Annotated in this window: 29 protein-coding genes; 23 read left to right on the top strand and 6 right to left on the bottom strand. The window is 69.4% G+C overall.

The window, feature by feature from the left end; translation table 11 throughout:
- Positions 1 to 23: 23 nt before the first annotated feature.
- From SK803_RS20105 to SK803_RS20050, 12 genes are all read left to right on the top strand, one after another.
- Positions 24 to 635 carry a maleylpyruvate isomerase N-terminal domain-containing protein gene (locus SK803_RS20105; protein ID WP_319967558.1) on the top strand — a complete coding sequence of 204 codons (612 nt, stop codon included), beginning with the start codon at positions 24 to 26 and terminating at the stop codon, positions 633 to 635.
- Between the two features lie 32 nt (positions 636 to 667).
- Positions 668 to 1660: a Gfo/Idh/MocA family protein gene (locus SK803_RS20100; RefSeq protein ID WP_319967557.1), complete on the top strand. Its 993-nt coding sequence runs from the start codon at positions 668 to 670 to the stop codon at positions 1658 to 1660.
- A 62-nt stretch (positions 1661 to 1722) separates the two neighbouring features.
- Entirely contained in the window at positions 1723 to 2214 is a 492-nt protein-coding gene (locus SK803_RS20095) for a SigE family RNA polymerase sigma factor (RefSeq protein ID WP_319967556.1), read from the top strand.
- The gene (locus tag SK803_RS20090) at positions 2214 to 2975 is read left to right on the top strand and encodes a hypothetical protein (protein WP_319967555.1); all 762 of its coding nucleotides are present in this window, start codon (positions 2214 to 2216) and stop codon (positions 2973 to 2975) included. Before SK803_RS20095 ends, SK803_RS20090 begins: the two co-directional genes overlap by 1 nt.
- Before the next feature lie 100 nt (positions 2976 to 3075).
- Entirely contained in the window at positions 3076 to 3273 is a 198-nt protein-coding gene (locus tag SK803_RS20085; protein WP_319967554.1) for a hypothetical protein, read from the top strand.
- 19 nt (positions 3274 to 3292) lie between these two features.
- Positions 3293 to 3937, top strand: a complete 645-nt coding sequence (locus tag SK803_RS20080) for a DUF1707 SHOCT-like domain-containing protein (protein WP_406601554.1) — start codon at positions 3293 to 3295, stop codon at positions 3935 to 3937.
- Positions 3937 to 4149: a hypothetical protein gene (locus tag SK803_RS20075; RefSeq protein WP_319967553.1), complete on the top strand. Its 213-nt coding sequence runs from the start codon at positions 3937 to 3939 to the stop codon at positions 4147 to 4149. Before SK803_RS20080 ends, SK803_RS20075 begins: the two co-directional genes overlap by 1 nt.
- Before the next feature lie 126 nt (positions 4150 to 4275).
- Positions 4276 to 4611 (top strand): hypothetical protein, encoded by a 336-nt coding sequence (locus SK803_RS20070; RefSeq protein WP_319967552.1) that lies wholly within the window; start codon positions 4276 to 4278, stop codon positions 4609 to 4611.
- Positions 4608 to 6770 (top strand): bifunctional polysaccharide deacetylase/glycosyltransferase family 2 protein, encoded by a 2163-nt coding sequence (locus tag SK803_RS20065; protein WP_319967551.1) that lies wholly within the window; start codon positions 4608 to 4610, stop codon positions 6768 to 6770. The genes SK803_RS20070 and SK803_RS20065 overlap by 4 nt, the downstream gene beginning before the upstream one ends.
- Positions 6771 to 6780: 10 nt before the next feature.
- On the top strand, positions 6781 to 7737 hold the full coding sequence (deoC, locus tag SK803_RS20060; RefSeq protein WP_319967550.1) for a deoxyribose-phosphate aldolase: 957 nt from the start codon (positions 6781 to 6783) through the stop codon (positions 7735 to 7737).
- Between the two features lie 6 nt (positions 7738 to 7743).
- Positions 7744 to 9171, top strand: a complete 1428-nt coding sequence (locus SK803_RS20055) for an aldehyde dehydrogenase family protein (RefSeq protein ID WP_319967549.1) — start codon at positions 7744 to 7746, stop codon at positions 9169 to 9171.
- Positions 9164 to 10027, top strand: coding sequence for an aldehyde dehydrogenase family protein (locus SK803_RS20050; RefSeq protein WP_319967548.1), 864 nt, complete (start codon positions 9164 to 9166; stop codon positions 10025 to 10027). Before SK803_RS20055 ends, SK803_RS20050 begins: the two co-directional genes overlap by 8 nt.
- 146 nt (positions 10028 to 10173) lie before the next feature.
- On the opposite strand, the gene SK803_RS20045 is transcribed toward SK803_RS20050, so the two are convergent.
- Positions 10174 to 10800 (bottom strand): response regulator transcription factor, encoded by a 627-nt coding sequence (locus SK803_RS20045; protein WP_319967547.1) that lies wholly within the window; start codon positions 10798 to 10800, stop codon positions 10174 to 10176.
- Positions 10797 to 11927: a sensor histidine kinase gene (locus tag SK803_RS20040; protein WP_319967546.1), complete on the bottom strand. Its 1131-nt coding sequence runs from the start codon at positions 11925 to 11927 to the stop codon at positions 10797 to 10799. The genes SK803_RS20045 and SK803_RS20040 overlap by 4 nt, the downstream gene beginning before the upstream one ends.
- 108 nt (positions 11928 to 12035) lie before the next feature.
- Between SK803_RS20040 and SK803_RS20035 the strand changes: the two genes are divergently transcribed.
- The 5 genes from SK803_RS20035 to SK803_RS20015 all read left to right on the top strand — a co-directional run bounded on the left by SK803_RS20035 (position 12036) and on the right by SK803_RS20015 (position 16673).
- Positions 12036 to 12725 (top strand): ABC transporter ATP-binding protein, encoded by a 690-nt coding sequence (locus SK803_RS20035; RefSeq protein ID WP_319967545.1) that lies wholly within the window; start codon positions 12036 to 12038, stop codon positions 12723 to 12725.
- A complete protein-coding gene (locus SK803_RS20030) occupies positions 12722 to 14908 on the top strand; it encodes an FtsX-like permease family protein (protein ID WP_319967544.1) in 2187 nt (728 codons plus the stop codon). Before SK803_RS20035 ends, SK803_RS20030 begins: the two co-directional genes overlap by 4 nt.
- 77 nt (positions 14909 to 14985) lie before the next feature.
- Entirely contained in the window at positions 14986 to 15507 is a 522-nt protein-coding gene (locus tag SK803_RS20025) for a VanZ family protein (protein WP_319967543.1), read from the top strand.
- A gap of 48 nt (positions 15508 to 15555) precedes the next feature.
- Positions 15556 to 16014, top strand: a complete 459-nt coding sequence (locus SK803_RS20020) for a hypothetical protein (RefSeq protein ID WP_319967542.1) — start codon at positions 15556 to 15558, stop codon at positions 16012 to 16014.
- A gap of 62 nt (positions 16015 to 16076) precedes the next feature.
- Entirely contained in the window at positions 16077 to 16673 is a 597-nt protein-coding gene (locus tag SK803_RS20015; protein ID WP_319967541.1) for a MarC family protein, read from the top strand.
- Here the strand turns inward: SK803_RS20015 and SK803_RS20010 are convergent.
- Complete coding sequence (locus tag SK803_RS20010) at positions 16666 to 17202, bottom strand: SMI1/KNR4 family protein (RefSeq protein WP_319967540.1); 537 nt, start codon at positions 17200 to 17202, stop codon at positions 16666 to 16668. The two genes, SK803_RS20015 and SK803_RS20010, sit on opposite strands and share 8 nt — an antisense overlap.
- Before the next feature lie 92 nt (positions 17203 to 17294).
- Between SK803_RS20010 and SK803_RS20005 the strand changes: the two genes are divergently transcribed.
- Positions 17295 to 17621 carry a type VII secretion target gene (locus SK803_RS20005; protein WP_319967539.1) on the top strand — a complete coding sequence of 109 codons (327 nt, stop codon included), beginning with the start codon at positions 17295 to 17297 and terminating at the stop codon, positions 17619 to 17621.
- Entirely contained in the window at positions 17618 to 18790 is a 1173-nt protein-coding gene (locus SK803_RS20000) for a bifunctional WXG100 family type VII secretion target/C40 family peptidase (RefSeq protein ID WP_319967538.1), read from the top strand. The genes SK803_RS20005 and SK803_RS20000 overlap by 4 nt, the downstream gene beginning before the upstream one ends.
- Here the strand turns inward: SK803_RS20000 and SK803_RS19995 are convergent.
- Positions 18772 to 19200 (bottom strand): limonene-1,2-epoxide hydrolase family protein, encoded by a 429-nt coding sequence (locus SK803_RS19995; protein WP_319967537.1) that lies wholly within the window; start codon positions 19198 to 19200, stop codon positions 18772 to 18774. The genes SK803_RS20000 and SK803_RS19995 overlap by 19 nt on opposite strands.
- 54 nt (positions 19201 to 19254) lie before the next feature.
- On the bottom strand, positions 19255 to 19581 hold the full coding sequence (locus SK803_RS19990; RefSeq protein WP_319967536.1) for a YnfA family protein: 327 nt from the start codon (positions 19579 to 19581) through the stop codon (positions 19255 to 19257).
- Between the two features lie 31 nt (positions 19582 to 19612).
- Here SK803_RS19990 and SK803_RS19985 point away from each other — a divergent pair, with 31 nt between their 5' ends.
- The 3 genes from SK803_RS19985 to SK803_RS19975 are packed head-to-tail and all read left to right on the top strand — an operon-like array spanning position 19613 to position 21672.
- The gene (locus SK803_RS19985; RefSeq protein WP_319967535.1) at positions 19613 to 19966 is read left to right on the top strand and encodes a hypothetical protein; all 354 of its coding nucleotides are present in this window, start codon (positions 19613 to 19615) and stop codon (positions 19964 to 19966) included.
- On the top strand, positions 19963 to 20400 hold the full coding sequence (locus SK803_RS19980) for a YbaB/EbfC family nucleoid-associated protein (protein WP_319967534.1): 438 nt from the start codon (positions 19963 to 19965) through the stop codon (positions 20398 to 20400). Before SK803_RS19985 ends, SK803_RS19980 begins: the two co-directional genes overlap by 4 nt.
- Positions 20401 to 20454: 54 nt before the next feature.
- Positions 20455 to 21672: a primosomal protein gene (locus SK803_RS19975; RefSeq protein ID WP_319967533.1), complete on the top strand. Its 1218-nt coding sequence runs from the start codon at positions 20455 to 20457 to the stop codon at positions 21670 to 21672.
- 163 nt (positions 21673 to 21835) lie between these two features.
- On the opposite strand, the gene SK803_RS19970 is transcribed toward SK803_RS19975, so the two are convergent.
- Positions 21836 to 22924 (bottom strand): adenosine deaminase, encoded by a 1089-nt coding sequence (locus SK803_RS19970; RefSeq protein WP_319967532.1) that lies wholly within the window; start codon positions 22922 to 22924, stop codon positions 21836 to 21838.
- Positions 22925 to 23283: 359 nt separating this feature from the next.
- Here SK803_RS19970 and SK803_RS19965 point away from each other — a divergent pair, with 359 nt between their 5' ends.
- Complete coding sequence (locus SK803_RS19965) at positions 23284 to 24693, top strand: hypothetical protein (RefSeq protein WP_319967531.1); 1410 nt, start codon at positions 23284 to 23286, stop codon at positions 24691 to 24693.
- Positions 24694 to 24696 lie beyond the last annotated feature (3 nt).

Raw genomic sequence — 24696 nt, 5'->3', positions numbered from 1 at the left:
GTAACCGCTGGGAGGAGCTAGGGGTGTTCGAAGAGATCTACCGCGAGGCACGTCAGCGCATCGTCGGGCTGACGATGGGCCTGACCGCCGACGAGCTCGCCCGCACCGTGCCCGCCTGTCCTGAGTGGACCGTGCACCAGGTGATCGCGCACCTGTCCGGGGAGGCGTCCGATCTCGTGAGCGGCCGCATGGAGGGTGCGCCGTCGGACGAGTGGACCGCGCGCCACGTTGCCGAGCGCGAAGGCGTTCCCGCGGACGACCTGCTGGAGCAGTGGAACGTCTCCGCCGAGCAGATCGACGAGATGGAGCGTCTCCCGTTCCAGCTCGCGCTGGACGCGATCACGCACGAGGCCGACCTGCGCGCCGCGCTCGGCCGCGAACGCCTGCCGGACGCCGTGTGGCAGCCGACCCTGGTGTGGATGGCCCCGCGCGTGCTGACCGAGGTGACGGTGAAGACCGAGTTCGGCGCCCTCGGCGACGGCCCGATCACGCTGGAGGTCGACGGCTACGAACTGTGGCGCGCGTTCTTCGGCAGGCGGTCGCGCCGCCAGATGGAGTCGTGGAACTGGTCCGACCCGGCGCCGATCGAGAAGATCTCCTTCTTCCCCACGCGCGAAACGGATCTGACGGAGTGAACGCCGTTAACTGAAGGTGTAGGGTCGGCCGCGTGACAGACCACGTGCGCATCGGAGTGCTCGGCGCGGCCATGATCGCGCCGCCCGCTGTCATCCGGCCGGCCCGCTCCTCCACCGTCGCCGAGGTCGTGGCGGTCGCCGCGCGGTCGGCCGAACGAGCCAGGGCCTTCGCGGACAAGCACGGCATCGCGCGCGTGCACAGCTCCTACGAGGACCTGCTCGCGGACCCGGCGGTCGACGCCGTCTACAACCCGCTGCCGAACGGCCTGCACGGCAAGTGGACGCTGGCGGCATTGGAAGCCGGCAAGCACGTGCTGTGCGAGAAGCCGTTCACGGCCAACGCCGCCGAAGCGGCCGAGGTCGCCAAGGCCGCCGACGCGTCCGGGCTCGTGGTGATGGAGGCGTTCCACTACCGCTACCACCCGCTGGCGATGCGGGTCGCCGAGATCATCCAGTCCGGCGTGCTCGGGCCGTTGCGGCACGTCGAGGCCTCGGTCTGCTTCCCGCTGCCGGTGTTCTCGAACATTCGCTACGACTACTCGCTCGCGGGCGGCGCGATGATGGACGCCGGCTGCTACGCCGTGCACATGGCGCGCCTGCTGGGCAACGAGGAACCCGAGGTGCGGTCGGCACGAGCGTTGCTGCGCGGGCCTTCCATCGATCGGGCGATGCGCGCCTCACTGCGTTTCCCCTCCGGTCACACGGGTTCCGTGCACGCGTCGCTGTGGTCGTCGTCGGTGTTCAAGCTGTCGATGAAGGCCATCGGCGAGAACGGCACGCTGAGCGTGTTCAACCCGCTCGGCCCGCAGACGTTCCACAAGTTGTCGTTGAAGCTCAAGAACCACAGCTCGTCCGAGAAGTTCGGGCGGCGCGCGACCTACGCCTACCAGCTGGACGCGTTCACCGACGCGGTGCTGCACGGCAAGCCGTTCCCGACGACCGCGGACGACGCGGTGAAGAACATGACGGTGATCGACTCGATCTACCGGACCGCCGGACTGCCACTGCGCCAGCCCACCGCGTGACCCAGGTCACCCAACCGCGCTCCCTCCGCGCCGTGTCTTGAGTGCGGACGGAAGGGGGAGGGTTGGCTGACAACGAGTACACCGAGTACGTCACGGCGGCGCTGCCCTGGTTGCGGCGCACCGCGTATCTGCTCTGCGGTGACGTGCACAGCGCCGATGACGTCGTGCAGGTCGCGATCACGCGGCTGTACACGAGCTGGCGCAGGGCCAGGGCCGCCGACAACCTCGACGCGTACGTGCGGGCGATCCTCGTCCGCACGTTCCTCAACGAACGCAGGCGGCCGTGGAGCCGCGTGCGCCTGTTCGACCGCGTGGACGGGTTTCCCGCGGTCGCGAGCCCGGACTTCGAGAACAGCTTCGAGACCCGCGAGGAAGTCCGGGTCGCCCTGATGCGCGTGCCACCGGGCCAGCGCGCGGTTCTCGTGCTGCGGTTCCTGTTCGACCTGCCGGTGGCCGAGGTCGCGCGCGCTCTGCAGTGCTCGGAAGGCACCGTGAAAAGCCAGACGTCGGCCGGACTCTCGGCCCTGCGCACCCAGTTGGGAGTGACTCAGTGATGTCCGAAGAGGACGGTGCACGGCTGCTAGGACCGTTGCGCACCATGGACGTTCCCGCTTCCGACGGTGTCAGCGTGCAGCGGGCGATCAGGTCGGGCAAGCGCACCAAGACGTTGCGGGTGGCCGCGGCCGGGGTGTTCGTGCTGATCATCGCGGGCGTGCTGCCCGTCCTGGTCAAGCCCACCCAGAACCACGTCGCCGCCGAGCCGTTCGACCCGTTGGTGCGCACGATCAGCGTGAGCGCGACGGACGGGCTCAAGCCGGTGAACTACATCATCGGGCGGGACGTGCAGGTGATCTACCTCAGGCCGGTCGGGAACGGCGACCAGCAGGGCAGCGTGAACGTGTTCGCGGCGGGCAGCTTCCGCGAGCCGTCGGGCGAGCCGTTGCCGGACGTCAACGGCAAGCGCGCGATGTGGACGGGTAACGCGGTAGCCGTCGAATGGTCGCCGCGCGCGTGGGCGGTCGTGTCGGTGGAGGGCTTCCCCGACGACCGCGATCGGGCTCAGCGGCTCGCGGAAACCCTGCGGTTCGACGAGCACGTCGCGATCAAGATCCCGTACACCGTCCAGACCTCCTGGAAGCTCAACCGCGTCTTCGACGACGGCGGCGACATCCAGCTGGAGTTCGAGAACGGCGTCCGCCTCGCGCTGCGCGGCGGTGTCGGTTTCGCCCAGGGCGAGGCACCCCGGACGGAGATGGAGGCGCTGGAGAAGTCATTGCGACGGGCTGACCCTCCGGTTACCAACCCGTTCCGATGACCACCCGATTCAGTGGCCGCACAACCCGATCCGGGAGTACAGAACCGGCTGAACGACTCCGAAGTGTCTCGTAGCCAGTTGAGACGCGGAGGTGCGAACGGTGACGATCGAACAGAAGCCCGTCCAGCAGTTGTGTGAATCCCCGCTGGTCATCCTGGGTGTGTCGGCGTCGCTGGCGGTGTTGATCGGCGTGCTGCCCCTGCTCTGGGGCCACAGCCCGACGCTCGCCGCCGGCCTCGCCGCGCTCCTGGTGATGGCCTTTGCGATCACGGTCAAGTACGCCCCGAACCGCAAGTGAGAGTCCTACACTCGATCGGGTGAGCGACGAGCTGGTACCCGCTGACCAGAACCACATGCGCGCCTCGGACGCCGACCGGGAACGGATCGCGCAAGTGCTCCACAAGGCGACCGCCGAGGGCCGCCTGGACATCCACGAGCTGGATGAGCGGCTGGTGGCCGTCTACGCCGCGAAGACCTACGGCGAGCTCATCCCCATCACCGCGGACCTGGTGCTGAGCGGCCTGCCGCAGCCCGCGGTGGGACCGCAGTACCAGCCGGTGGTGAGCGACCGCATCGGCGGCCAGCCCGGCAGTGCGACGTCCATCGCGTTCTGGTCCGGCGTCAACCGCAAGGGTCAGTGGGTCGTTCCGCGCGTGCACAACGCCGTGGCGGTCATGGGCGGCATCGAGATCGACCTGACCCACGCCCGGTTCGCCGAGGCCGAGGTCACCATCAGCTGCTTCGCGTTCTGGGGCGGCGTCGAGATCCGCGTGCCCGACGACATCAACATCAACGTCGACGGGTTCGGCTTCATGGGCGCCTTCGAGGACCACGCGCCGGGGCGCCGGCACATCCCCGGTGCGCCGACGGTGCGGATCACCGGGCTCGCCCTCATGGGTGGCGTGGAGGTCAAGGGGCCGAAGCGGAAGAAGTCCAGCATCCTGCGCGAGCTCCTCGACTGATGCTGCTGGCGGACCTCGTCGAACGGGTGGGACCGGCCGGCGTCGTCACGTACGCGGACGTGTTCGAAGCGGTCGACGAGACAGGTGAGTTGTTGATCGTCCAGTACCGCCTCGGATCGAGGTCGGTGCTGTTCGCCGCCGGGCACGAGCAGGAGGGATACCCGAGCCTCGACGAGTGCGTCCTGGACGGGCTCGCGAGGCTGGGCTGGTGAAGGACTTCCGCTGGACGGCGTAGCCGGTTAACCTCCGGCGTCCACACGCCTCCCCCCGCGAAGGTCATGACGACTCCCTCTGACAGACCTGTGTTCGTTGATCCGAGTGGCCGCCGCCGCAAGGTGATGCGCATCGCCATGGGCGCAGTCGCCGCCGGTGTGCTGGCCTACCTGGTACTTCTCGTGGTCGCGCTGGCCGGCGGCCCGGTGAGCCCGACGTCGCTGTTGCCGATTCCCGAGGCGGCCGTGCCCACGATCGTCACGACGGACGTCCCTGCTTCGTCACCCGAAGCAACATCGTTGCCACGCAACGAAACCACCACCACGCCACCGTCGACCACCTCGACGACCACGGTGTCGAGCGTCACCACGGCGACCTCCACGTCCGAGAACGGCAACAAGCGCACCGATCCGCCGGGGGCGTCGAACCGGCCGAGCGCGCCCGGTCAGGGCAAGCCGTGAGGCCGCAGCCCCGCGCCCACTGGGTGTTGCTGGGGTTGGGCATGGTGGTGCTGCTCTGCGCGTTGCTGCTGGACACCTTCGTGGTCGGACGCGTCGGCCAGGGCGCCGCGCCCACCGCCGGGCCCGCGAACACCGTGCCGGAGAGCCTGCACCAGGGCGGGCCGCTGGTCGGCGACGCCGGGCCGGGGCTCAGCTCGCGCACGACGCCGGACCGCACGGTGGTGCTGACGTTCGACGACGGACCGGACCCCGAGTGGACGCCGAAGATCCTCGACGTGCTGCGGCGCAACGACGTCAGGGCCACCTTCTTCGTCACCGGCGCGAACGCCGCGCAGCACCAGGACGTGCTGGAGCGCCTCGACGCCGAGGGGCACGAGGTGGGGCTGCACACCTTCACCCACGTCGACCTGGGCAAAGTCGGTGAGACCCGTGCCAGGGTCGAGCTCGGGCAGACCGGGCTGGTCGTGGCGAGCGGCACCGGCAAGTCCAGCCGGCTCGTGCGGCCGCCGTACTCGAACCGGCCGGACGCCGTCGACGACGAGGACCTGGTCGGCATCGAGCGGATCACCGCGGCGGGCAACCTCGTGCTGCTCTCCGATCTCGACAGCGAGGACTGGCGCAGACCCGGCATCGATGCCGTCGTCGCCAACGCCACGCCGAAGGACACCAAGGGCGCCGTGGTGCTGATGCACGACGGCGGTGGCGATCGGTCGCAGACCGTTGCGGCGCTGGAGAAGCTGATCCCGAGCCTGAAGGAGCGCGGCTTCGCGTTCCAGACCGCCGGTGAGGCGTTCGGCGTGCAACAGGCCACCACGCCCGCGACGACCGCGGAGCGTGCCGAGGGCACGGCCGTGTCACTCGCCGTGCGGTTCTCGCGGTTCGTCACCGAGTTGCTGACGTGGCTCGTCGTGATCTCCAGCGTGCTGGCGCTCGCCCGCGCCGCGGTGTTGCTGGTGACGACCGCGATCCACGCGCGGCGGAAGCCCGGCAAGCACGCACCGCGGCTGCGACCGCAGATGGTGACGGTGCTCGTGCCCGCTTACAACGAGGAAGCAGGCGTCGAAGCGACCGTCCGCACGATCCTCTCAAGCACCAACCCCGTGCACGTGATCGTGATCGACGACGGCTCGACCGACCGCACGTCCGAGGTCGTCAAGAGCCTGCGCCTGCCCAACGTCTCCCTGGTGCGCCAGCGGAACGCGGGCAAGGCGGCGGCGCTCAACACCGGCCTGCGGCACACCCGGACCGAGCTGGTCGTGATGGTCGACGGCGACACCGTGCTCGAACCGCAGACCGTCGCGAACCTCGTGCAGCCGTTCGCCGACCCGGTGGTGGGTGCGGTGTCGGGCAACGCCAAGGTGGGCAACAGGTCCGGGCTGCTGGGCCGCTGGCAGCACATCGAGTACGTGATCGGCTTCAACCTCGACCGGCGGATGTACGACGTCATGGAGTGCATGCCGACGGTGCCGGGCGCGGTCGGCGGCTTCCGGGTGGAGGCGTTGCGCGAGGTCGGTGGCGTCCCGGAGGACACCCTGGCCGAGGACACCGACCTGACGATGGCACTGGAACGAGCCGGGTGGTCGGCGGTCTACGAGGAGTCCGCACGGGCGTGGACGGAGGCGCCGGCGAGCCTCGGTCAGCTGTGGCGGCAGCGTTATCGCTGGTGCTACGGCACGTTGCAGGCGATGTGGAAGCACCGCGGCGCGATCTTCGAACGCGGCCTGGGCGGCAAGCTCGGCCGTCGCGCGCTGCCGTACCTCTTCCTCTACCAGGTGGCGTTGCCGATGCTCGCCCCCGCGATCGACGTGTTCGCGGTGCTGAGCCTGTGGACCGATCCGGTGGCCGGCGCGGTCGCCTGGCTCGGGTTCCTGGTGCTGCAGCTGATTCCGGCGGTGATCGCGTTCCGGCTCGACGGCGAACGACTGCGGCCGCTGTGGGCGGTCGCGCTGCAACCGGTCGTCTACCGGCAGCTCATGTACCTGGTCGTCATCCAGTCCGTGATCACGGCGCTGGCCGGTGCCGTGCTGCCGTGGCAGAAGCTCAAGCGCACCGGCAGCGCCGCGCAGGACGCACCGGAGATCGACGAGCGAACCGTGCCGCTCAGCCGGGCTGACCTGCACAAATCGCCTCACTTAGGACGGGCGTCCCATTCCGCTTAGACTCCCGAGCATGGCTGCTCCAACGACACTGCCGTCGGCCCTGGCTGACGCCACGCGCGACGAATCGTCGCTGCGGCGTTTCCTGCACGGGCTCCCCGGCGTCGACCAGGTCGGCGTCGAGCAACGAGCCGCGGGCCTCGGCACGCGGAGCATCAAGAAGGCCTCCAAGCTGCACGCCATCGACCTGGCGATCAGCATGGTCGACCTGACCACGCTGGAGGGCGCTGACACCCCCGGCAAGGTGCGCAGCCTGGCCGCCAAGGCGCGCCGGCCCGACCCTGATCGGCCGGAGGTGCCGAAGGTCGCGGCGGTCTGCGTCTACCCGGACATGGTCAAAACCGCGGCCGACGAGCTCAAGGGCACCGGGATCAACGTCGCCAGCGTCGCGACGGCATTCCCCAGTGGCCGCAGCACGATGGACATCAAGATCGCGGACACGCGGTTCGCCATCGAGCAGGGTGCGACCGAGGTCGACATGGTGATCGACCGCGGCGCGTTCCTCAGCGGGCGGTACGGGCAGGTGTTCGAGGAGATCGTCAAGATCAAGGAAGCCTGCGGGGACACGCACCTCAAGGTGATCCTCGAAACCGGCGAGCTCGTGACGTACGACAACGTGCGCCGTGCGTCCTGGCTCGCGCTGCTGGCCGGTGGTGACTTCATCAAGACTTCTACCGGCAAGGTGCAGCCCGCCGCGACGTTGCCGGTCACGCACGTGATGTTGCAGGCGGTGCGGGACTGGCAGAGCCAGACCGGTGAGCTGCGCGGGGTCAAGCCCGCCGGTGGTATCCGGAGCACCAAGGACGCGATCAAGTACCTGGTGGCCGTGCACGAGGTGGCCGGGCCGGAATGGCTCGACCCGCACCTCTTCCGGTTCGGCGCGTCGACGTTGCTGAACGACCTGCTCATGCAGCGGCGGACCCAGTTGGACGGCCACTACAGCGGCCCGGACTACGTGACGGTGGACTGAGAAGACATGTGGGAATACGCCCCCGCGCCCGAGTCGCGGGACATCGCGAACCTCAAGCCGAACTACCGGATGTTCGTCGACGGCAAGTTCGTCGAGGGCACCGGCGAACCGCTCAAGACCATCAACCCGGCCACCGAAGAGGTGCTGGCGGAGGTCTCGACCGCGTCGCAGTCCGATGTGGACACCGCGGTCAAGGCCGCCCGCAAGGCCTACGACCGAGTGTGGTCGAAGATGCCCGGTGCCGAGCGGGCCAAGTACATCTACCGGATCGCGCGGCAGATCCAGGAGCGCGGGCGTGAGCTCGCGGTGCTGGAGTCGCTCGACAACGGCAAGCCGATCAAGGAGTCGCGCGACGTCGACGTGCCGACGGCCGCCGCGCACTTCTTCTACCACGCGGGCTGGGCGGACAAGCTCGGCTACGCGGGCTACGGGCCGGACCCGAAGCCGCTCGGCGTCGCGGGACAGGTGATCCCGTGGAACTTCCCGCTGCTGATGGCCGCGTGGAAGATCGCGCCCGCGCTCGCGTGCGGCAACACCGTCGTGCTGAAGCCGGCCGAGACCACGCCGCTGACGGCGCTGGTGCTGGCGGACATCATCCAGCAGTGCGACCTGCCGCCGGGTGTCGTCAACATCATCCCCGGCGCCGGTGACGTCGGCGCCTCGCTGGTCGAGCACCCGGACGTCAACAAGGTGGCGTTCACCGGGTCGACCGACGTCGGCAAGATCATTCAGCGGCAGCTGGCCGGCACGTCGAAGAAGCTGACGCTGGAGCTGGGCGGCAAGGCCGCGAACATCGTGTTCGACGACGCGCCGCTCGACCAGGCCGTCGAGGGCATCGTCAACGGCATCTTCTTCAACCAGGGCCACGTCTGCTGCGCCGGATCCCGCCTGCTGGTGCAGGAATCCGTCGCGGACGAGGTGATCGAGAAGCTGCACGCGCGGGTGAACACGCTGCGCGTCGGCGACCCGCTGGACAAGAACACCGACGTCGGCGCGATCAACTCGCGTGAGCAGCTCACCAGGATCAAGGAGCTGACCGAGTCCGGCGACGCCGAGGGCGCGCAGCGGTGGACGTCGTCCTGCCCGTTGCCGGACAAGGGTTTCTTCTTCGCCCCGACCGTCTTCTCCAACGTGTCGCAGGCGATGCGGATCGCCCGCGAGGAGATCTTCGGGCCGGTGCTGTCGGTGCTGACGTTCCGCACGCCAGAGGAGGCCGTGGCCAAGGCGAACAACACGCCGTACGGCCTGTCCGCCGGCGTGTGGACGGAGAAGGGCTCGCGCATTCTCTGGATGGCGCAGAAGATGCGCGCCGGTGTGGTGTGGTCCAACACGTTCAACCGCTTCGACCCGACCGCCCCGTTCGGCGGGTACCAGGAGTCGGGCTTCGGCCGTGAGGGCGGCCGCACCGGTCTGGAGGCCTACCTCGATGTCTGATCGCATCACGGTCGCGAAGACCTACAAGCTCTACATCGGCGGCAAGTTCCCGCGCTCGGAGTCCGGGCGCAGCTACCCGGTGTCCGACGCGAAGGGCACCTTCCTCGCCAACGCCGCGCAGGGTTCCCGCAAGGACGCCCGCGACGCGGTTGCCGCCGCCCGCAAGGCTTTCGGCAGCTGGTCCGGCGCCACGGCCTACAACCGCGGCCAGGTCCTGTACCGCGTGGCCGAGGTGCTGGAGGGCCGCCGCGAGCAGTTCATCGCCGAGGTCGCCGCGTCCGAGGGCGTGCCGGTGAAGAAAGCTCAGTCCCTTGTGGACACCGCGATCGACCGCTGGGTCTGGTACGCGGGCTGGACGGACAAGATCGCGGCCGTGCTGGGTTCCTCGAACCCCGTCGCGGGCCCGTACTTCTCGTTCTCCACGCCGGAACCGACGGGCGTGGTGGCCGTGCTGGCACCACAGCAGTCGTCGTTGCTGGGCCTGGTGTCCGTGATCGCACCGGTGCTCGCGTCCGGCAACACCTGCGTGGTCATCAGCTCGCAGGACCGCCCGCTGCCCGCGATCACGCTGTCCGAGGTGCTCGCCACGAGTGACGTGCCCGGTGGCGTGGTCAACATCATCACCGGCCGCACCGCGGAGATCGCGCCGTGGCTCGCGTCGCACGCCGACGTGAACGCGCTCGACCTCACCGGCGCACCCGAGTCGTTGCGCACCGACCTGGAGCGTTCGGCGGCCGGCACGGTGAAGCGCGTGCTGCGCAACAAGGTCAGCGAGGACTTCGCCGTCACGCCGGACATGTCGCGCCTGCGCGCCTACCTCGAAACGAAGACGGTCTGGCACCCCATGGGTGTCTGATCTGGCGTCTGCAAGTACCACCAACTCAACATCAACAAGCGCGCAACTACACCCATCCTGTTCGGCGTTCACCGAACAGGATGGGTGTAGTCAGCGGTGGTTTGATCATGGGTTGGGGGTACTTGCAGACGCCATGACAGCCAGGGTCAGGAGTTGACCAGGCCCGCTCGCCAGGCCCACGAGGCGATCCCCACCCGGTTGCGCACGTTGAGCTTCGTCTGCACCGACGCGAGGTGCGTCTTCACCGTCGACAGCGACAGGAACAGCTCCGACGCGATCTCCTGGTTGCTGAGCCCGCGCGCCACCTCCCGCACGACGTCCTGCTCGCGCGCGGTCAGCAGTCCGAGATCGGGCCGCTCCGCCGGACGGGCGAAGTGCTCCAGCATCCGGACGGTGACCTGGGGCGAGATCAGCGCGTTGCCCTGAGCCGCCGCCCGCACCGCCTCGACCAGCAGCGCCGGGCCGGCGTCCTTCGTCAGGAACCCGGAAGCGCCGTTCTCCAACGCCGTGTGCACGTACTCGTCCAGGTCGAAGGTGGTCACGACGACGACCTTCGTGGTCGGGGAGAGCTTCTTGGTGACCTCGAGACCGTCCAGGCCGGGCATGCGGATGTCGAGCAACGCCACGTCCGGCTTGAGCTCACGAGCGGCGGTGACGGCGGCGATGCCGTCGGGCACGTCCGCGACCACCGTGATGTCCGGTTGCTTCTCCAGGATCATCCGGAAACCGACGCGGACCATCTCCTGGTCGTCGGCGATGAGGACCGAGATCACTTGTTCCTTCCCAGGGGTAGCTCGGCGAGCACCTGCCAGCCGTTCTCACGCGGGCCCGCCGAGAACAGGCCGCCGAGCAGGTCGACCCGCTCACGCATACCTACGAGACCGTATCCGCCCTGGTTCAGCTCGCCGGGCCGGCCGTCGTCGGCGACGATCACGCGCAGCGCGCCGGCCTGCGTCCGGGAGATGTCCACGTCGATCATCGTCGGGGACTGGGCGTGTTTGTGCACGTTGGTGAGCGACTCCTGGACCAGGCGCAACACCGAGCGGCCGAGCTCGGGCGGCACCTCGTCGGGCAGGTCGATCCGCAGCCTGGTCTCGAAGCCCAGCTCGCGGGTGCGTTCGACGGTGGAGATGACGTCCGCAGCCAGATCGGTCGTCGCCGCCTCGCTCTCGCCCTGCCGCAACGTGCCGACCATGCGCCGCATCGCACCCAGCGCTTCCGTGCCCGATCGGACAATGCCCGGCAGCAACCGGTGGGCGGCGCGCGGGTCGTCGTCGGAGACCTCCAGCGCGGCCTGAGCCTGCACGAGCATGCCCGTCACGTGGTGCGCGACCACGTCGTGCAGCTCGCGGGCCAGCGCGATCCGTTCTTCCTTCTGGGCGTCGGTGACGGCGGCCGCGATCAGCCTGCCGCTCTCGGAGTCCCTGGCGCGGAAGTACAGGCCGGTGCCGACCGCCGTGAAACCCAGCACGAGCGAGCCGAGCATCTCGTTGTAGTTGCTGCTGGAGATCCAGTTGTCCCGCACCACGGCGGCGAAGAAGCTCACGGCCACCAGGGAGCCCACCGACCACGTGGCGGCACGGCGCGGCTCCTCGCGCACGATCACGGCGGTGAGCACCAGGCACGCCGCGGTCTCGGCGACGGTCAGCGGGCTCAGCAGCGTGGGCAGGTTCACGTTGAAGAGCCGGAAGATGAACGACGACACGAAGATCGACGTCACGGTCACCGGGATGGCGAACGCACGTGACTTGAACGACGTGACGGCCGCGATGCACGGCGGCACGCTGAGCAGCCACACCAGCGCCTCGGCGCTGCCCGGCCCGTTCATCAGCACCAGCTCGCCGAGCATCAGCAACGCGAGAGCGGCGGCGATCGGCCATTGGCCCCGATGACTGTCCACGGGAGACAACGGTAGGACCACCACACCTCTCCGGCCTCGGTCATCCGGCTGATCCGGTGTGTCGTCAAGGCTGAGGTTTTCCCGGCCGGTACCCGGCACCTTGAGTGCATGAATTCGGTTCTGGCCGCTCGTGGCCTGGTCAAGACCTACGGCGACGTGCACGCGCTCGCCGGGGTGGACATCGACATCAAGGCCGGGGACGTGCTGGCGGTCGTCGGTCCGTCCGGCTCCGGCAAGACGACGCTGCTGCACGTGCTGTCCGGCATCCTGCGCGCCGACAGCGGCGACGTGTTCCTCGACGGGCGCGCGATCGGCGAGCTGAACGAGACAGGACGCAGCGAGCTCCGGCGCACGGCGTTCGGGTTCGTGTTCCAGTCGGGCATGCTCGTCGCCGAGCTGACGGCCGAGGAGAACGCGGCGCTGCCGATGCTGCTCGCCGGCCGTTCGCGGGAGGAGTCGCTCGGCGCGGCCCGGCTGTGGCTCGCGCGGCTCGGCCTGCAGACCCTGGAGAAGCGGCGGCCGGCCGAGCTGTCCGGCGGGCAGGCGCAACGGGTGGCGATCGCGCGAGCGTTGGCGCACCGGCCGCGGGTGATCTTCGCGGACGAACCGACCGGCGCCCTGGACACGCGGACCGGCCAGGAGATGATGTCCGCCCTCCTGCAGGCCGCGGAGGAGACCAACGCGGCCGTCGTGATCGTCACGCACGACAAGGCGATCGCGGACCGGGCGCTGCGCGTCGTCGAGATCCAGGACGGCCGGATCGCGCCCAAGGTGATCGAAGAGGCGGTGTCCGCGTGAGGATCGCGCTCGCGGTGCTGCGCAGGGACCGCCGCAGCCAGGTCGCCACCGTGCTGGTCGCGCTCGGCGTGATGATCGCGGTGTCGCTGGTGCTGTGGCTCCTCGCCGCACCGAACGGCCTGCAGGCGCGGGCGGACCGCACGGCGTGGCGCGATGTGCTGGGACAGAGCCAGAAGGGCCCGATCTCCGTTGCGGTGAACAAGGATTCGTTCGACGGCAAGCTCATCGAACGGTTCGACGTCGCGCGCAACCAGCAGGGTGACGTGCCGGTGGCCAAGGGCATCGGGAAGTTCCCGGAGGCCGGCCAGGTGCTGCTGTCCCCCGCGCTCGCCGAGCTCGTCCGCGGCACGCCCGCGGAGAAGCTCGGCAACCGGTTCCCCGGCACGCAGGTCGGCGTGCTCGGGCCGGAAGCCCTGAAGTACCCGGACGAACTCGTCGCGATCATCGGCCATGACAAGGTCGAGAGCGGGTACCAGGCAGCGGGTCTGGAGGGCGGCAGCGGCTCGTACCGCGACGACTACCACGGCATGCTCTACCTGCTCACGCGCGTTGGACTCGTGGTGCTCGTCGTGCCGTGTCTGGTGCTGGTCGCGTCGGCCGCACGGCTGACGGCGGCGAAACGAGAACGTCGGCTCGCCGCGTTGAGGCTCGCCGGTGCCAGCCCGCGGCAGGTCGTGATCATGACCGCGGTGGAGACAGCGGTCGGTGCGGTCGTCGGCAGCGTGCTGGGCGTGGTGCTCGCACAGCCGTTCAGCCACATCACCGCGAAGATCCCGTGGGAGGGCGGCACCTGGTATCCGGGTGACTTCGGGGCGTCGCCCGCAGTGGTGGTGGCCGTGGCCGTGCTCGCACCGGTGCTGGTCATCGCGGCGGCGATCATGGGACTGCGCCGGGTGGTGAACCGGCCGCTCGCGGCGGAGGAGAAGCGCAGGGTGCGGTCGTGGCGGTTGCTGATGATCGCCGGGGCGATGGGCGTGTTCTTCCTGGGGATCATGTACGCGCAGGAAGCCAGTGGCGACGGCCAGTTCACGGTCGTGCTCCTCGGCCTCGGCGCGGTGGCGTTCGCGCTGGTGCTCGCGGGACCGGTGCTGACGGCCTGGGTCGGCCGGTTCTTCGTAGGACGGTGGAGCAGGCCGTCGACGTTGCTGGCGGGGCGCAGGCTGTCGGGTGACCCGGTGGCCGCGTTCCGCGGCTCGGCCGGTGTGGTGATCGCCGTGTTCACCGGCTCGATGGCGCTGACCATGTTGCCGGGCTTGGAAAGCCAGGTGCCCTACCGCGACGAGACGTGGAAGACGGACGCGATCGTCGCGGAGGACGTGGGCCACGACGTGACATCGCTGCGGCTCGCGACCTCCGCGCCGATCGTCACGATGCTGGACGGCACGGTGAGCACGGGCAAGGAGAACGACTACGGCCCGTACGTGATCGTCGGCAAGTGCGCCGACGTCTCGCAGGTGCTGAACGGTCTGACGTGTCAGGAGGGACCTGCCGTGTACACGTCCGGGAAGTTCAACGGTGACCAGTTCAAGTCGAACGCGCGGGACAACGCCGTGACCGCGAAGCTGCCCGCGCAGTACGAGACACGGCCGTTCGCGGGGTACGGCCGGATCAGCGGGGTGATCGATCCGGAACTCCTGCCGGGCGTCGAGGGCAAGGTGTCGATGGTCGGAGTGCCGACGACAGCGGAGAACCGCGACGCCGTGCACACCGCGTTGATCGGCACGTTGCCCGGCGTGCGGCTGGTGGACGGCGAGCTGCGCGGCCTCTACGGCGACACGCTGATGGACGACCTCCAACGCGCCACGATCATCGGTCTCTCGATAGCGGCGGTGCTCGGCGGCATCGGCGCGGCGGTGTCCGCGGCCGGGTCAGTGATCGACCGCAGGCGCACGTTCGGCGCGTTGATCGCGGCCGGCACACCAATTCGTGTCCTGGGTCACGCATTGCGCCGAGAAGTAATGCTTCCCGTGTTCGCCGTCACCATTGCGGCGTGCGGCGCGGGCATTGTTGTCGGACTCGGATTGCTCACCCTGGCACGCGGATTGGTCGGCCACGGCGAAATGCCGCTGACGCCGTGGGTGCTCGCTCCCGTGGCCGTCGGCATGGTGGTCGCGCTGGTAGCGGCCCTGGCCTGCGGTCCGGTACTACGGGGTATCAGCCCACGGGATTACGCGGCCGAGTAGCACTCGGCCGGAAGGACGAGGACGGAACTGGCCCTCAGCGCGATGTGCGCCGAGGGCCTTTTCCATAACTTGGATTCATGACGAATGCACAGCTCGCGAGCATCCAGTGGGGCCTTTTCCTGTCGGTCGTCTTCCTGCTGCCGCAGCTGTTGTTCCGTCAGCTGACCTTCCGCGGCGCCACCGTCACCGTCTACGCGAGCATGCTGTTCGCCGCGACGTTCCTGCCGATGCAGACCGTCCCGCCGCGCCAGTCCGTGCAGCTGGTGCCGTTCCAGTGGATCGCGGACACCTTCCGCGACGGGCAGATCGCGTTCGACCAGATGACGTTGAACGTGCTGCTGTTCGTGCCGCTCGGCGCGATGCTGATGTTCTGGGGCCGCCGGTCGATCGGGCAGGCCGCGCTGATCGGCTACGGCGTCTCGCTGCTGATCGAGGGCTCGCAGCTGATGTGGGCCAACCGGATCTTCGACGTCGACGACCTGATCACCAACACCACCGGCACCGCTGTGGGCTGGCTCGGCGCACTGGCCGCCGTGAAGGTCTACGCCCGCGTGAAGACCGCCGCCGTGCCTCAGCGCGAGCTCGTCGGCGTGCGCTGACCTGCGGATTCCAGAAAGCTTGCAAGACCGCCTCCGCATCCTGGCGCCATGCGAGCCAAAAGAACGATCGCCGTCATCAGCGCACTTCTCGGGCTGATCCTGAGCACGGCCGTCCCGGCCTCCGCCGCGACCGGCACCTGGGTCCCGTACGGCAACGACAACCCGATCACGGGCAGCGCCAGCAAGTGGGTGTGCGCCGCCAGCAAGACGATCTCCACCAACGTGGTCGCGCAGGTCTGCGCGATCAGGTCGCCCAACAGCGGCGACTACGTACAAGGCGCGGTGATCGTGCGGAACAACCGGTCCAGCCTCTTCAGCACCACCGCGTCGGTGGAAGTACGAGACCGCTTCACCCTCGACACACTGGGCATCTGGGAATGCCCGTCGTCCGGTGTCGGCGCCAACTCGTGGTCGGTGTGCTTCGGATCGACCACCCATTGGCTGTACCAGGTGTACGCGCTCGGGTACGCCAAGGGCGAGTACCTCAACATGACCGGCGTGGCCTGATCGTTCACCCGGCGGCGTGAGGTAACCGGCGCCGCCGGGCCCCCGGCTCGATCATTGAGTTCATGAACTTCGTCGAGGCGTTCAGCATTCTCGTCGCCGTCGCCGGTCCGCCGAAGATCCTGCTGGCGTTCCTGATGGACACCGAGGGCGCCGACTCCCGCACACGATGGCGGGTGGCGCTCACGTCCAGCGCCATCGCACTGGGTGTCGGGCTGTTCGTGGTGGCGGCGGGAAGGCTGCTGCTCTCCCTGTTCCACATCAGCGAGGGTGCCCTGCTGCTCGCCGCCGGCGTGATCCTGTTCGTGCACGCGCTCGATCTCGTGCTCGGCCGCAAACAGGAGCCTGGGCACAACGACGAGACGCGTGGCACGCACGAGCTGGCCACCGCCTACTACGCGAACCCGGTGGCGCTGGCCTACCTGTTCCTGCTGGCGGACACGAAGTCGGCGCAGACGACGGTCGTGCTGGCGGGCGCCTTCGCCGCGGTGATCGCGCTCGACCTGGCCGCGATCGCGGTGCTCGGGATCGCGATGCGGTACGTGAAGATGACCTACGCGTGGGTGCTGGTGCGGGTGCTCGGCATCCTGCTCGCGGCGCTCGGTGTCGAACAGATCATCAACGGCCTGGAAGCGCTGCGGGTGCTCGAACCGATCAGCTAGTCCGCCAGCCGAGCTCGCCGGCGGAGTTGACCTCCGGGTAGCAGTGCCCGACCGCGCTGCGCGTCTCCAGGGCCGTCGCGACCTGGTCGAACATCTCGACGAGCGACGTCCACTCCGGCTTGACCATCTCGTTGCGCTCCTGGTCCCACTCGACCACGCAGCCGCGCAGCACGCCGGGCCTCAGGTCCACCGCGAGCACGTCGCCGGTGCCGTCGAACGCGATCGGCAGCCACTCGGGGTGGAAACCGCGCGTCGGCGAGCCCGCCTCGGAGGCGTCCGCGGCCTTGCTCGTGTGGGTCTCCCTGAGCACGAACGCGCGATCGGCGCCCAGCGGTGTGTAGAAGGGCGGCAGGATCTCGGCGTACAGGCCCTCCTCGGTGCCGCCGTAGACGCTCCACCACATCTGCAGATCGATCGGAACCCGAAGCTCCGGCAGCGCGTCGTACCTCGGACGCAGCACGGCGCGGGTGGCGGGCGCGTGCTCCGCCAGCCATGCCAGGACCCGGTTCCAGTGCTCGATCACACCCACGGTTCCATGATCTTGGCGGAACGACGGGCGAGGTACCGCCCATCGGGGCAGGATCAAGGCGAACAGGTCACTACTGGGGGAAGAGCTTTCAGATGGCGGAACAGGGTCTCAAGGTCGACCTCGACGCCTTGACCGGATACGCGTCCGCGGTGACCGGTCTGGCGAGCGAGGTGGGCACGGTCGGCACGGGCACGTTGAACGGCACCACCACCCTGCCGGGCGACTGCTTCGGCAAGATCGGCAGCGAGGTGGGCCTCAACGCCGCCTTCGCCGCCGCCGCGCAGGCGCAGCTCGACGCGTTGAAGGCCGCGTCCACCGGTCTGTCCGGCCTCGGCACGGCGGTGTCGAAGGCCCGCGACGCCTACATCGCGCAGGAAGAGGCGCACGCGGCATCGCTGAACAAGGCGGCGCGGGCATGAGCGTCGAGGGTCTGCTGAGCCAGTTCCTCGCGCCCATGAAGGAGAACCTGGCAAAACTGGACGGCGACACCGGCGGCGCCACGCGGGCAGGCGACGCGTTCGGCCGCGCCCAGACGGCGATGGCCGAGCTGGGTTCGCGGCACACCTCGGCCTCGACCGCCGTGCTGAACACATGGTCCGGCGAGACCGCCAACGCCTTCTCCGGACGCGTCTCCGCCTTCTCGTCCGCCGCGAACCTGTTGGCCACCAACGCTTCCACGCTGAAGACCGCGGCTTCGACCGGCGTCTCCGCGGTGACCGGCGGGCGCACCGCGATCCAGGGGTTGATCGACGAGTTCACGTCGAAGGCGACCCCGAAACTCGCCGCCGCCCTCGCCGCGTCCCTGGTGGCAGGCCCCGCCGTGGTGCTGGCCGCGGTGGCCGACCTCGCCGGGATGGCGTCCAGCTACCAGAGCAAGACCTCCACCGAGCTGCAGAAGGTCCGGGACCAGCTGACGCAGCTGGTCGGCCAGCTGAACGGGTTGCAGAAGCCGGACGTCGGCACGCTGTCGAAACTCGGCGAGCCGTTCAGCGTCGACCATGGCACCACGTCGACCGCTGGTGCTTCCGACCCCGCGCCGAAGAACTCCGATTCCGGGTCCGGTTCCGGATCCGGTTCCGGTGGGGGTTCCGGCTCGGGTGGTGGCGGCGGCGGTGGTTCCGGTGGTGGAGGAGGCGGTGGCGGCGGCGGCTCAGGCCCGCGGCTTCCCGTCGCGATCCCGCCGCAGCCCGGCACCGGTGTCGGCGTGAACCTGCCCGACGGCAGCAGCGCCGAGGCTCCGAACGAGACCGCGGCCAAGGCCGTCCGGAACGCGTTGTCGGCGCTCGGAACGCCGTACGTGTGGGGTGGCGCGAACCCGCCGCAGGGCACGGACTGCTCCGGCCTGACCCAGTGGGCCTACAAGAACGCCGGGTTCGACATCCCGCGCCCGGCCTCGTCGCAGGCGATGGGCGCGTCGGTGCCGGCGGACCAGCTGCTGCCCGGCGACCTCGTGGTGTGGGACGGCCACGTGGCGATGGTGATCGGCAACGGCCAGATGGTCGAGGCGGGCGACCCCGTGCAGGTCGGCAACATCCGCACGAGCAACAGCGGGATGTCGTTCTACGGCTTCTACCGGCCGACGGGCTGAAGCCTGCTCCGGGCGGTCTTCAGGGCCGCCCGGCCGAGTCCCTTCAGGCACGCCGCGATGAAGGTCGCGTTGTCGTAGTAGTCACGCCACAGCACGACCTTCCCGTCGCGCACCACGAACGTGCCGCACACCCAGAACTCGGCCTGCCACGCGCCACGCCCGATGACGTCGGTCCGCTCGGTCAGCACCACGTCGCCGTTGGCCGCGATGTTGTGGATCCGCACCTCGACGTCGTGGACGACCTTGTGCATGGCCCGCAGCTGCTTGGCCACCGTCGCCTTGCCGCGCGCGGGAGGCAGCGGCACGTTCTGCCACACGACGTCGTCGGCCATGTGCCGCACGACTTCCTCGGGGTCGCAGGTCTCGGTGGCTCGAAGCAACGCGGTGACGACGTCCCGGGGATCAGTCATGCACCGACCCTAGCGAGCTGGTGAAGAGCCTTGCGCCGCTGTCGCCGGAGCGCGCTATCGAGGCGCGTACATGATCACGGCCACGCCGGCCAGGCACACCAGGGCGCCGATCACGTCGTAACGGTCCGGGCGGAAGCCGTCGACGACCACGCCCCACGCGAGCGAGCCGGCCACGAACACGCCGCCGTAGGCCGCGAGGATCCGGCCGAAGTTCGCGTCGGGTTGCAGGGTCGCGACGAAGCCGTAGATCCCCAGCGCGATCACGCCGCCGCCGATCCACAGCCAGCCGCGGTTCTCGCGCACGCCCTGCCAGACGAGCCAGGCTCCGCCGATCTCCATCAGGGCCGCGAGGACGAACAGCACGACCGAACGCAGGATCATGCGGCACACTGTCGCAGTAGGGGGTGATCACGTGGACGACGACGTCGAGCGCGCCGCGCGGAAGGTGCGCGATGTCGAGCAGGCGGTGTCCCAGCACGTCACGCGCAGTGGTCCCATCACGGGACGAGCGTCCTCACCGGACGGCGCGGTGACGGTGGTCGCCACGCCCGGTGGTCCGCCGCGGCAGATCGCGGTGAGCGCCGCGGCGCTGCGGATGGGGCCGCAGGGGCTGGCCGCCGAGATCATGCGCATCGCCGACAAGGCCCAGCGCGCCGCGTCGACCCGGCTGCACCAGACGCTGGAACGGGTCGTCGACCCGCGGGAGCTGACGGAGCTGGGGTTCGTGCGCGAGCGGGACGAGGACGACTTCGGGTGGCGGCGGTGAACGAAGAGCGGATGCAGGCCACCGAACAGCTGCAGCGCGAACTCAAGGCCCTGACCGCGACGGTCGAGCACCCGAACGGGCTGTGCACCGCGACGGCATCGCCGAAAGGCGAGATCAAGGCCCTGCACCTGCACCCCGCGCTGCTCGCCCAGGGCGCGCGGGCGGTCGGCGACGTGGTCACCGAGACCGTGCGGCTCGCGACGAACGCGGCGGTGCAGACGAGCTTCAACCAGATGGCGCTGGCCCTCGGCGACGGAATGGCGATCGACGTCGAGTCGATCGCGGGCGACTCACCCTTCCGGTCGACGTGGAGCCCTGTCGTGCCACCGAAATCCGCAGCTCCCGAGGCGCCTGCGGAGCGGCGGCCCAGGACGCCTATCCTCGACAACCCAGACGACGACGCTTTCTTCGAGAACCCCTTTGGGCGCCGGTGATCAGCACCGTTAGGCTCGCCCACGGCATCAGGCAGGCGTGACCGGGAGGTCAGGATGGCGCAGGACATCGTCCCAATCGAGCTGGGGCTGACGCAGGGTGACGTCGTCACGCTGTGGGCACCCCGCTGGCGCGAGAAGGGCGAGGAGTGGGAGGCGTTCCTCGGCGACGAGGAAGACCTGTTCGTCTTCCCCGACGCCGCGCACCTCGCCGCCTTCGTGCGCACCGCGGAAGAGCACGACCTGACCGATCACCCTGCGTGGCCGGTCGTGCCGTCGCTCGGCGTCGCGGACCTCTCGCCGGACGACAACCACCAGTTCGACCTCGTCGGTGTGCCCGAGCTCGTCGCGGAGGACCCCGACACCTGGACCATCGGCGAGCTCGCCGACGTGATCGCGATCGTGCGTGCGCTCGCGGACGTCTGCGACCTCGAGAAGGTCCACGAGGTCCTCGACTCGGCCGAGGGCTTCTCGCTGCTGCCGCAGGGCACGCTGCCGTTCAGCGGCCGCGACGGCGCGAAGCTGTGGGGCGAGCTGTCCGAGGTCGTCTCCGAGAAGTGGGACGAGGTCCTCGACGCGATCGACAGCGTGGTGAACACGCCGGAGGTTCCCGAGAAGGAGCTCGCCGTCGCGCAGGAGGAGCTCACCGCGCTGGAGGAGGCGACCGCCGCGTCCGCCGCCGCCGACGCGGACGACGAGGACTCCGACGAGGAGAAGCCGGCCCCCACCGGCTTCTGGGCCGACGCGGGCATCGACCCCATCAAGATCATCACGTCCGCCGGCGAGTTCTACACGCTGCGCTGCTACCTCGGCGACGACCCGGTGTTCCTCGGCCGCCGCGGCAAGATCGAGGTCTTCACCTCGGCGCGCGGCCTGAGCCGGTTCGTGGCCGAGAACGACGACCACGACCTCGCCGAGGTCGAGACGTGGAACGACGTCAAGGTCAAGGCCACCGCGGGCGAGCTCGACGTCGACGTGGACGACGACAACGTCTACGTGCTGACCGGCATCGCCGAGGACATGGAGGAGGGCCCCGACTCCCTCGACCCGCAGCAGCTCGACCTCGCCGTCGAACTGTTCGAGGACGCGGGCGAGTGGGCCGACGACGAGTCCGTGAAGGACGCGCTGGCCTCGTCCGAGTCGCTGGGCTGGCTGGTGTCGTTCGTCGTGTCTCCCGACCCGACGCGGCTCGCGCCGTCCGCCCCGTACGACGCCGAGGTGGCCGCGTTCCGCACGCTGCAGGCGACGTTCGAGGACCGGCTCAACACCAACTGATCGCACGGAAAAGGGCCGCTCGCACTGCGCGAGCGGCCCTTTTCCGTTCGTGTCCAACGAACTCGGTAGCTCACCGCACCGAACGGAAAGTTGCCCTGGTGCAGGCTGCCGAGCACGTAGTAGCTGTCGATCAACTGTCGCGCACGGCCGGAACGAGAACCGGTCAGGCGGTGAGTGCCGCGTAGCCCGGCTTGATCAGCTCGTTGATGATCGACAGCCGCTCGTCGAACCCGATGAACGCCGACTTCATGGCGTTGATCGTGAACCACTGCAGGTCCGCCCACCCGTAGCCGAACGTCTCGGCCAGCGCGGCGAACTCGCTGGACAGCGAACAGTCGCTCATCAGGCGGTTGTCGGTGTTGACGGTGACGCGGAAGCGCAGCTTCGCGAGCAGGCCGATCGGGTGGTCGGCGAGGGTGGCGGCGGCGCCGGTCTGCAGGTTCGACGTCGGGGCCATCTCCAGCGGGATGCGGCGGTCGCGGACGTAGGCGGCCAGCCGTCCCAGCTGGACGGTGCCGTCGCCGGAGACCTTGATGTCGTCGACGATGCGCACGCCGTGGCCGAGACGTTCGGCGCCGCAGTGCTGGATCGCCTCCCAGATGGACGGCAGCCCGAACGCCTCACCGGCGTGGATGGTGAAGTGGGCGTTCTGCTGGCGCAGGTACTCGAACGTGTCGAGGCCCCTGGTGGGAGGGAAGCCGGCCTCGGGGCCCGCGATGTCGAAGCCGACGACGCCGAGGTCGCGGTAGCGGACCGCCAGTTCGGCGATGCGCAGCCAGCCCTCGTTCTGGCGCATGGCGCACAGCAGGGTGCCGACGCGGATCTTGCGGCCGGTCGCGGCGACGCGCTGCTCGCCGAGGCGGAAGCCCTCCTGGACGGCCTCGACGACCTGCTCCAGGGAGAGGCCCTTCTCGGTGTTCAGCTCGGGCGCGTAGCGGATCTCGGCGTAGACGATCCCGTCGGCGGCCAGGTCCTCGACGGCCTCGGCGGCGACGCGGACGAGTGCGGCCTCGTCCTGCATGACTCCGCACGTGTGGGCGAAACCTTCGAGGTAGCGCACCAGCGAGCCGGAGTTGGCGTTGTCGCGGAACCAGCCGCCCAGAACGCCCGCGTCGGTGGTGGGCAGGCCCTGGTAGCCGGAGGCATCGGCGAGTTCGATCACCGTCTGCGGGCGGAGGCCACCGTCGAGGTGGTCGTGCAGCAGGACCTTCGGCGCGCTGCGGATGGTCTCCAAGGTAAGCGGCGTGGACATTGCTACACGTTACTTCAGGCGACACGCCGCTTCAGTGCTGGCCAAAATGATCTTGTCGCCGATATGATCATTTGTCGGTTCAACGTTGTTGCAGATCCGTGATCAGCAACTTTCTGCAACCAGATCGAGGCTTGAGTCACCCCAAGGTAGGAACATCACCCGTCGCTACTGCCTGCTTCCGACCAGTAACTTGGCGTTGAGAGTAATGAGGTAGCCTGATCGGGTCAGTTGCCCGTCCGCACCCGGCCGTTTCTTGGCGGGGGTGGTACAGACACGTCCTGTGACGCGGATAGGCTCCCGTCGTCTCCCCCTCCCCTGGACGAAGGCACTCAGCCGTGACAGAGAACAACAGCTCCACGATGTCCTTCGATCGGATGCGCAACATGCTCACGCGCGCCGCCGAGATCCGTGAGAGCGAGCAGCAGCAGATCTTCGACGCGCTGGACGAGATCCACGCCCGGATGTCGCCTCTGGAGTCGCTGGGTTCGGTCCGCAAGCGCCTGTCGGAGCTGCCGGACCGCACCGAGGTCAGCGTTCTCGCGGAGCGGCTCGACGAAGCCCTCGCCAAGCTGGAGGCCCAGGACAACGCCGTCGCCGACATCGGTCGCGCGGTCGACGCCCTGGTGGACAAGCTCGCCAAGCCCTTCGCCCAGCTGGACGGCCGTCTCGACGGTGTCGCCGGGCGCTTCGAGGGCGTCGCGGGCCGCATGGACGGCCTCGAGGACAAGCTCTCGAGCATCCACAAGCGCATCGACGACCTCGACGGCCACCTGGACAAGCAGGACGGCAAGGTCGACGCGATCCCCGCCGCCGTCACGAACCCGCTGCGCGAGCGCGTCGAGGCACTTGAGGCCGCGCTGCGCGGTCGCCTCGACGAGGTCGACGAGGGCGTGCACGAGCACCTCGACGGCACCCGTGAGGCCCTGCAGAAGGTCCTCAACGACTCCTTCTCCAGCCTGCACGGCCGCGCCGACGAGTCCCGCGACTCACTGGCCGCCGCCCGCGCCGAGCTGATCGCCGCGATCGCCGACAGCCGTGGGGAGCTGGCCGGCACGATCGCGGACAGCCGCGAGAAGCTGATCACCGCCGTCACCGACCGCCACAACCAGCTGTCCGGCGCACTCGCCGAGACCCGCACCGAACTGTCCGGCGCCGTGGCGGAGACCCGCGGCGAGCTGGCGGGCGTCGTGGCGGAGACCCGTGACTCCCTCGCCGGTTCGCTGGCCGAGACCCGTTCCGAGCTGGTGTCGGCCGTCGCCGAGACCCAGAACACGGTCAACGGCAAGCTGGACGAGGCCCGCACCGCCCTGTACGCGGCGATCGAGCAGTCCCGCGACCAGGTCGACGCCGCCGACCGCCTCGAGGCACTGGCCGGCCGCCTGGAGCAGGTCACCTCGAAGCTCGACACGATGACCGACCGCCTGGACAAGGTCGAGGACGGCTTCGCGACCCGCATCTCCGAGCTCGGTGGAGCCGTGGACGCGAGCCTGGTCAAGGTCAGCGAGACCGTCTCGGCCCGCCCGGACGCCGACGCGCTGCAGTCCCTGGTCCGCAAGTCGAACCAGGAGTCCGAACTGCGCATCGGCGGCCAGCTGGACGAGGCCATGGCCACCTTCGCCGAGCTCATCCTCGGCGGCGGCTCGCCCACGCCTCCCCCGCCGCCCACCGCCCTGCCGCGCCCGCAGCGCCGCACCCGCAAGAACGGTGCCAAGCCGGTCAACGGCGGCAAGGACATGGACGACGACGACCTGGCGGCCGAGGGCGCCTGATCG

This window comes from Lentzea miocenica (genome assembly GCF_033949945.1).
Taxonomy (GTDB): domain Bacteria; phylum Actinomycetota; class Actinomycetes; order Mycobacteriales; family Pseudonocardiaceae; genus Lentzea; species Lentzea miocenica.
The sequence above is the reverse complement of the archived record's forward strand: the minus strand, read 5'-3'. Positions and strand labels throughout refer to the sequence as shown.

Bases quoted from the DNA above. Each gene is read 5' to 3' on its own strand.
- SK803_RS20090 (WP_319967555.1), top strand. From the start codon at position 2,214: ATGTCCGAAGAGGACGGTGCACGGCTGCTAGGACCGTTGCGCACCATG.
- SK803_RS20075 (WP_319967553.1), top strand. From the start codon at position 3,937: ATGCTGCTGGCGGACCTCGTCGAACGGGTGGGACCGGCCGGCGTCGTC.
- SK803_RS20070 (WP_319967552.1), top strand. From the start codon at position 4,276: ATGCGCATCGCCATGGGCGCAGTCGCCGCCGGTGTGCTGGCCTACCTG.
- deoC (WP_319967550.1), top strand. From the start codon at position 6,781: ATGGCTGCTCCAACGACACTGCCGTCGGCCCTGGCTGACGCCACGCGC.
- SK803_RS20055 (WP_319967549.1), top strand. From the start codon at position 7,744: ATGTGGGAATACGCCCCCGCGCCCGAGTCGCGGGACATCGCGAACCTC.
- SK803_RS20050 (WP_319967548.1), top strand. From the start codon at position 9,164: ATGTCTGATCGCATCACGGTCGCGAAGACCTACAAGCTCTACATCGGC.
- SK803_RS20035 (WP_319967545.1), top strand. From the start codon at position 12,036: ATGAATTCGGTTCTGGCCGCTCGTGGCCTGGTCAAGACCTACGGCGAC.
- SK803_RS20025 (WP_319967543.1), top strand. From the start codon at position 14,986: ATGACGAATGCACAGCTCGCGAGCATCCAGTGGGGCCTTTTCCTGTCG.
- SK803_RS20020 (WP_319967542.1), top strand. From the start codon at position 15,556: ATGCGAGCCAAAAGAACGATCGCCGTCATCAGCGCACTTCTCGGGCTG.
- SK803_RS20015 (WP_319967541.1), top strand. From the start codon at position 16,077: ATGAACTTCGTCGAGGCGTTCAGCATTCTCGTCGCCGTCGCCGGTCCG.
- SK803_RS20005 (WP_319967539.1), top strand. From the start codon at position 17,295: ATGGCGGAACAGGGTCTCAAGGTCGACCTCGACGCCTTGACCGGATAC.
- SK803_RS20000 (WP_319967538.1), top strand. From the start codon at position 17,618: ATGAGCGTCGAGGGTCTGCTGAGCCAGTTCCTCGCGCCCATGAAGGAG.
- SK803_RS19995 (WP_319967537.1), bottom strand. From the start codon at position 19,200: ATGACTGATCCCCGGGACGTCGTCACCGCGTTGCTTCGAGCCACCGAG.
- SK803_RS19990 (WP_319967536.1), bottom strand. From the start codon at position 19,581: ATGATCCTGCGTTCGGTCGTGCTGTTCGTCCTCGCGGCCCTGATGGAG.
- SK803_RS19975 (WP_319967533.1), top strand. From the start codon at position 20,455: ATGGCGCAGGACATCGTCCCAATCGAGCTGGGGCTGACGCAGGGTGAC.
- SK803_RS19970 (WP_319967532.1), bottom strand. From the start codon at position 22,924: ATGTCCACGCCGCTTACCTTGGAGACCATCCGCAGCGCGCCGAAGGTC.
- SK803_RS19965 (WP_319967531.1), top strand. From the start codon at position 23,284: ATGTCCTTCGATCGGATGCGCAACATGCTCACGCGCGCCGCCGAGATC.